9 protein-coding genes are annotated in these 12,162 nt (G+C 72.1%); 6 read left to right on the top strand and 3 right to left on the bottom strand.

What is annotated here, in order from left to right:
* Positions 1-141 precede the first annotated feature (141 nt).
* Complete coding sequence (locus tag AC0T5L_RS00190) at positions 142-2,103, top strand: serine/threonine-protein kinase (protein ID WP_476163244.1); 1,962 nt, start codon at positions 142-144, stop codon at positions 2,101-2,103.
* An 85-nt stretch (positions 2,104-2,188) separates the two neighbouring features.
* Here AC0T5L_RS00190 and guaA read toward each other — a convergent pair whose 3' ends face one another.
* Both guaA and galE read right to left on the bottom strand, forming a co-directional pair.
* Complete coding sequence (gene guaA / locus AC0T5L_RS00185) at positions 2,189-3,769, bottom strand: glutamine-hydrolyzing GMP synthase (RefSeq protein ID WP_476163243.1); 1,581 nt, start codon at positions 3,767-3,769, stop codon at positions 2,189-2,191.
* Positions 3,770-3,860: 91 nt separating this feature from the next.
* Positions 3,861-4,874 (bottom strand): UDP-glucose 4-epimerase GalE, encoded by a 1,014-nt coding sequence (gene galE, locus AC0T5L_RS00180; RefSeq protein ID WP_476163242.1) that lies wholly within the window; start codon positions 4,872-4,874, stop codon positions 3,861-3,863.
* A gap of 195 nt (positions 4,875-5,069) precedes the next feature.
* On the opposite strand from galE, the gene AC0T5L_RS00175 reads away from it, so the two are divergent.
* The 5 genes from AC0T5L_RS00175 to AC0T5L_RS00155 all read left to right on the top strand — a co-directional run bounded on the left by AC0T5L_RS00175 (position 5,070) and on the right by AC0T5L_RS00155 (position 9,576).
* Positions 5,070-6,347, top strand: a complete 1,278-nt coding sequence (locus AC0T5L_RS00175; RefSeq protein WP_476163241.1) for a sensor histidine kinase — start codon at positions 5,070-5,072, stop codon at positions 6,345-6,347.
* Positions 6,344-7,039 (top strand): response regulator transcription factor, encoded by a 696-nt coding sequence (locus tag AC0T5L_RS00170; RefSeq protein ID WP_476163240.1) that lies wholly within the window; start codon positions 6,344-6,346, stop codon positions 7,037-7,039. Before AC0T5L_RS00175 ends, AC0T5L_RS00170 begins: the two co-directional genes overlap by 4 nt.
* Positions 7,040-7,172: 133 nt before the next feature.
* Positions 7,173-8,072 carry an ATP-binding cassette domain-containing protein gene (locus tag AC0T5L_RS00165; RefSeq protein ID WP_476163239.1) on the top strand — a complete coding sequence of 300 codons (900 nt, stop codon included), beginning with the start codon at positions 7,173-7,175 and terminating at the stop codon, positions 8,070-8,072.
* Positions 8,069-8,824, top strand: a complete 756-nt coding sequence (locus AC0T5L_RS00160; protein WP_476163238.1) for an ABC transporter permease — start codon at positions 8,069-8,071, stop codon at positions 8,822-8,824. Before AC0T5L_RS00165 ends, AC0T5L_RS00160 begins: the two co-directional genes overlap by 4 nt.
* The gene (locus AC0T5L_RS00155; RefSeq protein ID WP_476163237.1) at positions 8,824-9,576 is read left to right on the top strand and encodes an ABC transporter permease; all 753 of its coding nucleotides are present in this window, start codon (positions 8,824-8,826) and stop codon (positions 9,574-9,576) included. The genes AC0T5L_RS00160 and AC0T5L_RS00155 overlap by 1 nt, the downstream gene beginning before the upstream one ends.
* Positions 9,577-9,695: 119 nt before the next feature.
* Here AC0T5L_RS00155 and AC0T5L_RS00150 read toward each other — a convergent pair whose 3' ends face one another.
* Positions 9,696-12,143, bottom strand: a complete 2,448-nt coding sequence (locus AC0T5L_RS00150; RefSeq protein ID WP_476163236.1) for an endonuclease/exonuclease/phosphatase family protein — start codon at positions 12,141-12,143, stop codon at positions 9,696-9,698.
* Positions 12,144-12,162 lie beyond the last annotated feature (19 nt).

The following is a 12,162-nucleotide window of genomic DNA, read 5'->3' as shown; positions in this document are numbered from 1 at the left end:
CGATCCGGGGATCATCACCACTGTCATGTCAGTCACCGCCCGCCCCCAGAACGGACCGCTCAGGCCTGTGAGTGGGGTTTCGGGCACAAACACCGCTACCTTGGGGCAAGGCGGAGTTTGGACACCGTCGGGGAGGGTCGCTTGCCGTCGGATGGGCTCCCGAAGAACCTGGAACCGTTGGCTGCCGGGGATCCGGCCACCATCGGTCCCTACGTGCTGTCCGGGAAACTGGGTAGCGGCGGTATGGGCACCGTCTACCTCGGCAGCGCGCCGGAGAGGAACAACCAGGTAGCCATCAAGGTCATCCGCCCGGAGCTCGCCTTCGACGAGGCGACACGGGCGCGTTTTCGCGATGAGATGGAGAACGCCCGCAAGGTGGCCTCCTTCTGCACCGCCAAGGTGCTCGACCACGGGACGTTCGAGAACCGCCCCTACATGGTCACCGAGTACATCGCGGGCACCGCGCTGGCCGAGCACATCGCGGAGAACGGTCCGCTGGACTCCTCGACCCTGCACGGCTTCGCCCTGGGCGTGGCCGCCGCCCTGGCCGCCATCCACCGCACCGGACTGGTTCACCGCGACCTCAAGCCCGCCAACGTGCTGCTGTCGATCTCCGGCCCCCGGGTGATCGACTTCGGCATCGCCCGCGCGATGAACACCGCCACGAACCACACCCAGACCGGCATCGTCATGGGCAGCCCCGGATGGATGGCGCCCGAACAGCTGCTGGAGGAGCAGGTCACCACCTCGGCGGACATCTTCGCCTGGGGATGCCTGGTGGCCTTCGCCGGGAACGGCACGCACCCCTTCGGCAACGGCGACGCCATGACGCTGGGCAAGCGGGTCCTGTTCGCCGAACCGCAGATCGGCGACCTGGCCAGCCCGCTGGACCGCCTCGTGACGCGCGCGCTGGCCAAGGAGCCGGGCCGCCGACCCACCGCGCAGGACCTGCTGTTGGAGCTGGCGGGCGGTGAGGACAACACCAACCCCAACGACATGGTGTCGAACGCGCTGAACCAGTCGTGGCGGCCGAAACTGCCCCCCATGCCTCCCGGCCCTCCCGGCCCGCACGGGATGCCCCGTCCCCAGCAGAGCCCGCCCGCGCACCAGTCCATGGGCGGCATGCGGCACCCGGCGCCCGGCCAGTACCAAGCCGCGCCGCCCGCGCCCATGCCCCCGCCCCCCCACCAGACGGGCAACTTCCCGCGTCCGCAGGGGCCGCCCCCGGGCCGTCCGGCCGCACGCCCGAGCGGTCCGCCGCCGGGCGGCCAGGCGCAGAGCGGCCAGGTTCCGGGCGGTCAGGTTCCGGGCGGCCAGGCGCAGCAGCCACGGCCCGCCGCGCCTCCCCCGGGGCAGCATCCGGCCTCGACCGGGCCGATCCCGATGGTCCCTCCGGCCGACCAGCAGTCGGCACGCCCTGGTCCGCAGCCGTACGTACCGCCGGTGCCGCCGCCCCCGCACCAGCCCGCCGCGCCCAACCGGCGCAGGGGTGTGATCGCCGCCGTGGTGTTGGGCGGAGTGGTCCTGCTGGTGGTGCTGGCGCTCCTGGTGAGCCTGATGCTGAACCGGAGCGAATCATGGTTCTCGGGCGACGGGGGTTCCCAGGACGATTCCTCCTCGGAGCAGACGCAGCCAGACGCCCAGGAGCCCGCGCCCGAGGACGACGGGGAGCCCGACGAGTCGGCTCCCTCCGGAGCGCTCGACGACATGTCGGGGGTCTCGTCCGACCGCATGGTCCAGTACGACGTCGACGAGGTCACCTGCGGCCTGCTCAGGCACAACATCCGCTCCGAGCTCCAGACGAACGCCGAGTACTGCGTGGTGAGGCTGGAGATGTCGAACGTCAGCGACGAGCTGCTCGTGTTCGACCACCAGGAGCAGCGCATGTCGACCAGCTTCGACGAGACCCACGGAGCAGAGGAGCCCTCCCGCCCCGAGTACGAGGAGCCGCTGTGGGACACGGCCGGGATCGGCCCCGGCACCACGGCGGGCGGGGAGCTGGTGTTCATCCTGCGCAACGGCGAGACCCCGCGGACACTCATCCTGAGCCACAGGGCCGACGCGGACCCCACCGAGATCAGCATCCAGGACATGGTGGACTGAGCCCGGCCGCGGGCCCCGACGCGACCGGGCCCGGCGCACCCGCCGAAGCGTGGTGTGCCGGGCCCGTCCGGTGCCGTGGGGAGGGCTACTCCCACTCGATGGTGCCCGGGGGCTTGCTGGTCACGTCCAGCGTCACCCGGTTGATCTCGCGCACCTCGTTGGTGATCCGGTTGGAGATCCTGGCCAGCACGTCGTAGGGCACGCGCGACCAGTCGGCGGTCATCGCGTCCTCGCTGCTGACCGGACGCAGTACCACCGGATGGCCGTAGGTGCGGCCGTCGCCCTGCACGCCCACCGAGCGCACGTCGGCGAGCAGCACCACCGGGCACTGCCAGATGGAGCGGTCCAGCCCGGCGCGGGTCAGCTCCTCGCGGGCGACCGCGTCGGCCTCGCGCAGGATCTCCAGGCGTTCGCGGGTCACCTCGCCGATGATGCGGATGCCCAGGCCCGGACCGGGGAACGGCTGGCGCCACACCATCTCCGAGGGCAGGCCCAGTTCCTCACCGACCTTGCGCACCTCGTCCTTGAACAGCTCGCGCAGCGGCTCCACCAGCGTGAACTGCAAGTCATCGGGCAGGCCGCCCACGTTGTGGTGCGACTTGATGTTCGCCGCACCGGTACCGCCGCCGGACTCCACCACGTCCGGGTACAGGGTGCCCTGCACCAGGAACTCGACCTCGTCCCCGGCCTCACCGCTCTCGGAGACGACCTCGCGGGCCGCCTGCTCGAAGACGCGGATGAACTCGCGGCCGATGGCCTTGCGCTTCTCCTCGGGGTCGGCCACGCCCGACAGCGCGGACAGGAACCGCTCCTCGGCGTCCACGACCTTGAGCTTGGCCCCGGTGATCGCGACGAAGTCCTTCTCCACCTGCTCGGCCTCACCCTTGCGCAGCAGGCCGTGGTCCACGAACACACAGGTCAGCTGGTCGCCGACGGCGCGCTGCACCAGGGCGCCGGCAACGGCGGAGTCCACGCCGCCGCTCAGACCGCAGATGGCGCGCTTGTCGCCGATCTGCTCGCGGATGCGCTCCAACTGCTCCTCGACGATGTTGACCATCGTCCAGGTGGGACGGCAGCCCGCACCCTCGTACAGGAAGCGGTGCAGCACCTCCTGGCCGTGCTCGGTGTGCAGGACCTCCGGGTGGAACTGGACGCCGAAGAGGCTGCGGTCGGTGTCCTCGAAGGCCGCGACCGGCGCGCCCTCGGTACTGGCGGTCGTGGCGAACCCCTCGGGGGCGCTGACCACCGAGTCGCCGTGCGACATCCACACCAGCTGATCCCCGGGCATACCGGCGAACAGCAGGGACTCGGTGACCGCCGACAGCTCGGTACGGCCGAACTCGCTGAGGTCGGTCCTTTCCACGGTGCCGCCCAGGGCCCGGGTCATCGCCTGGAACCCGTAGCAGATGCCGAAGGTGGGGACCCCGGTCTCGAACAGTTCGGGGCCCAGGTTCGGAGCGCCCTCGGCGTAGACCGAGGACGGTCCGCCGGAAAGGATGATGGCCTTGGGTTTCTTGGCGAGCATCTCCTCGACGGGCATGGTCGAGGGCACGATCTCACTGTGCACGTGGCATTCGCGAACGCGCCGTGCGATCAGCTGCGCGTACTGCGCGCCGAAGTCGACGACGAGAACGGTGTCGAACGTGCTCTCAGCACCAACGGACACGACGGAGGACCTTCCGCAGGAGTAAAAGGATGTCCGACCAGTCTAGGGCGTCCTCCGCGTCCGGCGGGTCCCGCGTGATGTGCGGTCCCGCTCAGCCCGCGAAGCCCCGGGGGTTGGCCGACTGCCAGTTCCACGCGTCGCGGCAGGCGTCGTCCACGGTACGCACGGCCTTCCACCCCAGGTCGCGGGCGGCGGCGGACGGGTCGGCGAAGCACACGGCGATGTCACCGGGGCGGCGCTCGACCACCGCGTGCGGGACGGACGAGCCGAGCACGCGCTCGAAGGCGCGCAGGCCCTCCAGGACGGAGGTGCCCTGTCCGGTACCCAGGTTGTACACGCGGTACCCGGCGGCGTCGGCGAGGTGGTCCACGGCGGCCAGGTGGCCCTGCGCCAGGTCCACCACGTGCAGGTAGTCGCGCACGCCGGTGCCGTCGGGGGTGTCGTAGTCGTCGCCGAACACGTTCAACCGCTCACGGCGCCCGGCGGCGACCTGCGCGATGTAGGGGAACAGGTTGTTGGGAACACCCTGGGGGTCCTCGCCGACCAGCCCGCTGGGATGGGCACCGATGGGGTTGAAGTAGCGCAGGGAGACGATCCGCCAGCGCGGGTCGGCGGCGGCCGCGTCTCGCAGGACTCGTTCGGCGAACAGCTTGGTGGCGCCGTAGGGGTTGGTGGCGGTCAGGCCGCTGTCTTCGGTGATGGGCACCTGCTCGGGGTCGCCGTAGACCGTGGCCGAGGAGCTGAACACCAGGTCGTACACGCCGTACTCGTCCATCACCTCGGCGAGGGAGAGCAGGGCGTCCAGGTTGTTGCGGTAGTAGCGCAGCGGCTGCCGCACGGACTCCCCCACGGCCTTGAGCCCGGCCAGGTGGATGACGGCGTCGATCCGGTGCGCGGAGAAGACGCGGCGCAGCGCGGCGGGGTCGGTGCAGTCCTCCCCGTGGAAGGCGACGGTGCGCCCGGTGATGCGCTCGACGCGGCGCAGGGCCTCGGCGTGGCTGTTGGCGAGGGAGTCCACGACCACGACCTCGTGCCCGGCCTCCAGCAGTTCGACCGCGGTGTGGGAGCCGATGTACCCGGCACCGCCGGTGAGCAGTACGTTCAACGTTCGCTTCCCTGGGTGGAGTGCGTCCGCCGCCTCGCGGACGCTCCCAGGATAGGGCCCCGCCGGCCCCGGGGACGGTGGCGGACGCCACCGGTCCCGTGCCTGAGCAGCGGATACGGCACGTCGCCCTCCACGGCACCGGCCTCATACCGGGGCATGAGGCCCCGCCGCCCACGCGCTCATATCGTTGTGGACATGGCCGACCTGTCCGCGCGCACCCTCCTGGACCGCGCCACCCTCTGGGCCCGGGGCCACGTGCTCGCCGTGGACGTGTGCTGGGCCGTCCTCTGGTTCACCCTGTCCGTGGTGTCCCATCCGGTGTCCGGTCTCCGTAGCACCGAATCGTGGGCCTACCTCGCCCTGGCCGCCGCGTGCTGCACCGCCCTGGCCCTGCGCCGCACCCGCACGCTTCCGGCCCTGTCCGCCCTGGCGGTGCTGCTGTCGTGCCAGGTCCTGTGGCTGGACCACCTCACGGCGATAACGGGGATCAGCGCCCTGGTCGCCGCCTACACGGCACAGGCCGAGCTCTCCCGCCCGTGGCGCGCCGTCGGCCTCGGCCTGCTCCTGGCCGGAGCGGCCTGGGCCGTTCTGTCCATTCCGCCGGAGGAGCTCTCGACGGACCTGGGCCTGCGCCTCAACAGCATCGTCTCGGGCTGGACGGCCATCGCGCTGTTCTCCCTGCTCGGAACGTTCCGCCGGCGCAACCGCGAGGAGTTCGCCCGCGTCGTCGAGCACGCCCGCCTGCTGGAGACCCAGCGCGCCCAGGAGGTGCGTCTGGCCGCGCTCGACGAACGGACCCGCATCGCCCGGGAGATGCACGACGTCCTCGCGCACTCGCTGAACGTCATCGTCGCCCAGGCCGACGGGGGCCGCTACGCCGCGGACGCCGCACCGGAGCGCGCGGTGACCGCCCTGGCCACCATCTCCCAGGTGGGACGCGGGTCCGCGACGGAGCTGCACCAGCTCCTGGGCGTTCTGCGCGACGGCGAGGGACGCGGGCCCGCCCCCGCTCCCGGCGTTGACGACCTGCCCGGCCTCGTCGAGGAGTACCGACGGGCCGGCCTGCGGATCCGCCTGGTCCAGCACGGATCACCGCCCGCCCCGCGCGGTGGCCGGACGGACACGGACTCCTCCGCGACCCTGCCGACGACCGCGTCCCTGACGGTCTACCGCGTCGTGCAGGAGTCCCTCGCCAACGCGCTGAGGCACGCGGGGTCCGCCGACGTCCGGGTCGAGCTCACGTGGTCGCCCGGGCGGGTCGGGATCGCCGTGGCCAACTCCGTCCGCGAAGCCGTGCCCACGGCCCAGCGCGCCGGGCCGCCGCCCCCGGCCGACGACCGGCGGGGCCCCGGCCACGGCCTGGTCGGCATGCGCGAGCGCGTCGGCCTGCACGGCGGGACCCTGGAGGCCGGCGCCGACGACGCGACCGGCACCTGGCGGGTGCGCGCGGTGGTCCCCTGGGAGGACGCGTGATCCGGGTGGGGCTGGCCGACGACCAGCAGCTGTTCACGGCCGGCATGGCGATGGTCGTCGACTCCCAACCGGACCTGGCCGTCGCCTGGGAGGCGGGCGACGGGGCCGAGGCCCTCGCCCGCCAGCGGGCCGATCCCGTCGACGTCCTGCTCATGGACGTCCAGATGCCCGGCACGGACGGGCTGAGCGCCACGCGCACCCTCGTCTCCTCGGGGGCGGACTGCCGCATCGTCATCCTCACCACCTTCGACACCGACGAGTACGTGATCGAGGGCGTCGAGGCCGGGGCCGCGGGTTTCCTGCTCAAGAGCACTCCGCCGGAGGAGCTCCTGGAGGCCGTGCGCACCGTGTGGCGCGGCGACTCCGTCATCTCCGCCAGCTCCACGCGGAGGCTGTTCGGGCACGTGCGCCCGCTGCTCGGCGGCCCGCCCTCCCCGTCGGCTCCGCTCGGCAGGAGCACCCGCCGCGCCGTGGAGTCGCTGACCCCGCGTGAACAGCAGGTCCTCGTCGCCATGGCGCTCGGGTACACGAACACGGAGATCCGCGAGCGCCTCGTGCTGTCCATGCCCACGGTCAAGACCCACGTCGGCCACGTCCTGGCCAAGACCGGCTCGCGTGACCGGGTCCAGGCGGTGCTGTTCGCGTTCCGCGCCGGGCTGGTGGACCGGGAGGACCTGCTCAGGGAGGCGTGAACCGGCGTGCCCCGGGCTCCGGAGCCGAAGGCCCCGGGCGGTTCTCCCACCACGGTGGGAGCGCGTTCCTCGTTCCCCGGCACGATGCCGTACCCGGGCGTCCGGGTGGAGCCTCCTCGGTGGAAGGAGTTCCATGGACGACATCATCACCACCCACCACCTGACGAAGACCTACGGTTCGCGCACCGTCGTCGAGGACCTCGACCTGAGGGTGCCGCGAGGCTGCGTGTACGGCTTCCTGGGCCCCAACGGTTCGGGCAAGTCCACCACCATGAGGATGCTGCTGTCGCTGGCCCGGCCCAGCCGGGGCGAGATCACCCTCTTCGGACGGCCGATGAACCGGGAGACGCGCCCCGGCCTCCTGCGGGGGATCGGCTCCCTCATCGAGGCGCCTCCCGGATACGGCCACCTGACCGGGCGGGAGAACATGGCGATCGTCCAGCGGATGCTCGGGCTCAGCGACCGACAGGTCTCCCGGGCGGTCGCCACGGTGCGCTTGCAGGAGCACATGGGCAAGCTCGTCCGCGCGTACTCGCTGGGGATGAAGCAGCGCCTGGGCATCGCGATGGCCCTGGCCCGGGAACCGCGCCTGCTCATCCTCGACGAGCCCACCAACGGACTGGACCCCTCGGGTATCGAGGAGATCCGCGAGCTGCTGGTGTCGCTGGCGGAGAGCGGTATCACGGTCATGGTCTCCAGCCACCTGCTCGACGAGATCGACAGGATGGCGTCGGTCCTGGGCATCCTCGGCCAGGGACGGCTGATCTTCCAGGGCACGCGGACCGAGCTGTTCGACCGCAGCGTGCCGGACCTGCTCGTCGACACCCCCGAACCCGGACGGGCCCTGTCCCTGGGCGTTCCCGCCGTGCGCGCGGAGCGGGGCGTGCGCCTGTCCGGGTTCGGCGACCACGACACGGCCGACCTCGTGCGGCGGCTCGTCGAGGGCGGAGTGCCGATCCACGGGGTGCGGCGTGTCCAGCAGTCCCTGGAGGAGGTCTTCATGGACCTCACCGGCCGCGAGGGGCTGCTGTGACGCTGACGGCGGTGAGCCTCGAACTACGCAAGACGCGCAGGCTCCGGGTCGTGGCGGTGTGCGCGGCCATGGTGGCCGCGGTCGTCGCCCTGACATGCGCGAACCTGATGTCCGACTCCGCGCGGGCCGGTTTCGACGATCCGGACTCCCAGCCGTGGGAGGGCCTGCTCATGAGCTACGTCATGGTGTCGGCCATGACCTCTCCCCTCCTGATCGCGGTGCTCGCCAGCAGGCAGGTCGACATCGAGCACCAGGGCCAGGGCTGGGTGCTCTCGCAGGTGGCCGGGTTCAGTCCGGGACGGCTGTGCCGCGCCAAGGTCGCGGTGCTGGGGCTGCTGTTGGCGATCGCGGTGTGCGTCCAGACGGCCCTGGTCGTCGCGGCGGGCCTGGCGGCCGGGATCACCGTGCCGCCGCCCCTCGGAGAGTGGGTCCAGTACGCCGCCGGCCTGCTCCTGGTGGACCTGGCGCTGCTGTGCCTGCACGTGCTGCTGGCCGCCCGCGTGGAGAACCAGCTCGTCGGGATGGGCGCCGGGCTGCTCGGCGCGTTCTGCGGGGTGTACTCCCTGCTGATGCCACAGGCCCTGGCACGCGCGCTGCCCTGGGGGTACTACGCGGTCGTCTCCCCCCTGGGGACGGGCGACGACGGCTTCCAGGCTGTCACCCCCGGGTACGGCTGGCTGGCCGGGTTCCTGGTGGTCGTGGCGGTCCTGGCCGCCGCGGCCAGCCACCGCTTCGACCGGACGGAGGCGTGATGGGGATGGTCCTCGCCGAACTCACCAAACTGCGCCGCTCGTCCCTGTGGATCGTGGCCGTGGCGCTGCCGCTGCTCGCGGTCATCGCGGGGACCGTGAACTACGGCGCCAACCAGGGGGCACTCACGGCGGGATGGGCCTCCTACTGGTCACAGGTCGTGATCTTCTACGGAATGCTGTTCATGTCGATGGGGATCGCGGTGATGGCGTCGGCCGCATGGCGCATGGAGCACCGCGGCCACAACTGGAACCTGCTGATGGCCACGCCCGCCCGGGCCTTCGCGATCATCGGCGCCAAACTCGCCGCACTCGCCCTGATGGCCGTGGTCATGCAGCTCGTCCTGCTTCTGCTGGTGGCCCCGGCCGGGAGGCTCGTCCTGGGTCTGGAGGGCTGGCTGCCCTGGCCCAGCGGCGCCGCGGCCCTGCTGGGTGTCGTCGCCGCGCTACCGGTCATCGCGCTGCAATCCCTGCTGTCGATGCTGATCCGCTCCTTCGCCGCGCCCGTCGCCCTCGGCCTCCTGGGCTGCGTCACCGGGGTCGGTGTCCTCTACTCCGGATCCGGCGGAGTGGTCTCCTACCTCCTGCCCCAAGCCCTGGTCACCACGTCGCTCAGCCTCGGCAGCACGGCCGTCGCCGGCGCGGGGGCCCTCGACCTGTCGGCGGCGGCCGCCGTCGTGCTCGCCGCGGCCTCGTTCACCCTCGCCCTGTGGGGCCTCGCCGCGATGGTGCTGAGCCGCGGGGACGTGCGCTGAGGTCTCGTCCCGAAGGACACGGAAGCGACCGGCCGGGCACGGGGCCCGGCCGGTCGTCACCGCGGAGGGCGGGTGGGCGCTCCGGCTCCCGGCCGCCTCAGCCGGGAGCCGGGGCCGGGTCAGGGACGGCCCGGCGGGGTGCCGCGGCGAAGGTCCAGCCACAGCACCTGCGGGTCGTGGTCGCTGACCTGGTCGTGGAACTCGGAGTTGAGCCGCGCGATGTCGTAGTCGACCCTGCCCGCGAGCGCCTGGTTGACCAGGATGTGGTCCAGGGCCTGGGAGTTGCCGTCGTAGACGTAGTTGTAGCGCTCCTGCCCGGGCAGGTCCGCCATCGGGTTGTACAGCGGGCCGTCCGAGGTGAGGGTCTCCAGGGTCGGCGAGAACTGGAAGTCGTTCAGGTCGCCCATGACCACCAGGTTGGCCTCCGGGTCCACGGCCAGCAGTTCCTCGGCGAACTCGCGGACGAGTTCGGCCTGGGCGCCCCGCTGGGCCTCGCTGGTGCGGTCCGGCGGCTGGTTGACCCCGTGCAGCGACTGGTCGCCGCCCTTGGAGTTGAAGTGGTTGGTGACCACGTAGACGTCGCGGTTCAGGGCGCGGAAATGGCCGACCAACGGTTTGCGGCTGGACTCCCAGGCCTCGTCCTCGGGGCTGATACGGCCCGGGGACACCGACAGCTCGGCGCCGCGCCCGCCCTCCACGGCCTCCACGGCGGTGGTGGCGTCGCCGCCCTCCCGGTCCACGAACCGCACGCGCGCGGGGTCGAACAGGAACGCGTTGCGGATGTTGCCGCCCGGCTGCCCTCCGTCCTGCTTGTCCTCCGGGCTGATCTGCCGCCACTCGTAGGCGGGGCCGCCCCGTGCCTCGACGGCCTCCACCAGCCGGTCCAGGGTGACGTCGGCGTCCACGACACCGTCGTCGGTCGGGCCGGTGCTGTCCTGGATCTCCTCCAGCCCGATGATGTCGGGCGAGTTCAGGTACCCGACGATCCCCGAGGCCAGCTCGTCGTACTTGGCCTGGTCGTCCTGCCCGCCGAGGTTCTCCACGTTGTAGGTGGCGACGCTGACCTCGTACCGCTTCGAGTCGCGGACGCCGGTGCGCTCCAGGCCGCCCGGCACGTGCTCGCCCAGGGTGGTGGCACGGACCAGGTAGCCGCCGAACCGGCTGTAGTAGACGGGGCCCTCGGTGACCCCGGACAGGGTGTCGCCCACGTTGGCGTCGGGGAACGGGTGCCGTGCGTCGTCCAGCAGCGACTCGATCTTGACCCGGCCCGAGTTGGGCTGGTCGTAGGCCCCGTAGCGGGTGCCGCCGTTGGCGGTGGGGTTCTGCCCGGGCTTGGTGGTCACCCAGAGGGCGGAGTAGGCGTCGGTGGCGCCGACCACGGGAGCGTCCTCCACCCGGACGAGCATGTGCTCGTGCGCGGCCCAGAAGTCCAGGGCGTAGGTGTCCGGCTCCAGTTCCAGGCCGGTGATGTCACCGCCGGGCTCGGGCGCGTACGCCTCGGGGACGGCGTCCTCGTCCAGCAGGACGGAGGAGGGCGGTTCGTTGCCGGAGGACAGGACGGTCCAGCGGGCCCGGTCCAGCTGGGTGATGCTCTGCGCTCCGGAGGAGGGCCGGTACTCGCTGACCCGTCCCGCGGTCAGGACCTCGTCGCCCACGGCCACGTCGGGGGTGGTGGAACCGGTGAAGACGAACAGCGCCTCGCTGGTGCGCGGGTCGCCGTCGCCATCGGTGTCCTGGAACCAGAAGCCCCGGGCGCCGCCGAAGGCGTTGACCGCCGTGACCACGCCGGGCAGCCCTGTGACCCGCTGTCCCGCGTGGGGGGAGGTGCGGGTGGTGCCCTGGACGTCGTGGACGCGCAGGTCGCCGGGCTCGACCGGCTCCTCGGGGTCGCCGCCGCCGTCGTCGCCGCCGCCGTCCCCGGGGGTCTCGCCCGCCGTGTTGGTGGGGGTGGGGACTCCGGCGGTGAAGTCGGCCGCGTTGTCGCCCGTGTCCGAGAGGTCGGCGTCGCGTGCGGCGGAGGTGGTGTTGCTCAGCCCGGGGGCGGGCGCGCCGGCGTGGATGTCGGCGTCACCGTATCCGACGAGGTCGACGACGTTCCCGTCCTCGGCGCACGCGGGGGCGGTGCGGCAGGTGACGGGATCGGTGCCGCGCACGAGCAGCACGGAACCGGCTGTCGCGGACATGCTGGTGCTTCCGGTGGCGTCGGGTGCGGGTAGTTCGACGCTGCCGCCGTCGCCCGCCGACTGGCGCACCAGGTAGTGCTCTCCGCCGCCGATCTCGCCGCCCAGCACCGTGACCTGTACCCGGGTGGACGGTCCGGGGCTGGCGGGCAGGTACTGCACGCTCCAGCCGTCGAGGGGGACCGCCTCACCGGTGGGGTTGCCCAGTTCGACGAAGTCGTTGCGCAGGTCGGCGCCGCTGTTGCCGCCTCCGCCGTACACCTCGCTGATCACTGGGGCCGTGGTGTCGGCGAGGGCGGCCGGTACCGCTCCGAGGCCGGCGCCCAGGAGCACCGCCGCCGCGGCGGACGTGGACGCGATCAGGCGTCCGGGTCGATTGGGGGACACATCTTCTCCGGACGTGACT

This window comes from Nocardiopsis sp. TRM 82005 (genome assembly GCF_056312425.1).
This window is presented reverse-complemented; position numbering and strand designations above follow the sequence as displayed.

Excerpts from the sequence above, each read along its gene's own strand:
- AC0T5L_RS00175 (WP_476163241.1), top strand. The coding sequence starts at position 5,070 with ATGGCCGACCTGTCCGCGCGCACCCTCCTGGACCGCGCCACCCTCTGG.
- AC0T5L_RS00165 (WP_476163239.1), top strand. The coding sequence starts at position 7,173 with ATGGACGACATCATCACCACCCACCACCTGACGAAGACCTACGGTTCG.
- AC0T5L_RS00155 (WP_476163237.1), top strand. The coding sequence starts at position 8,824 with ATGGGGATGGTCCTCGCCGAACTCACCAAACTGCGCCGCTCGTCCCTG.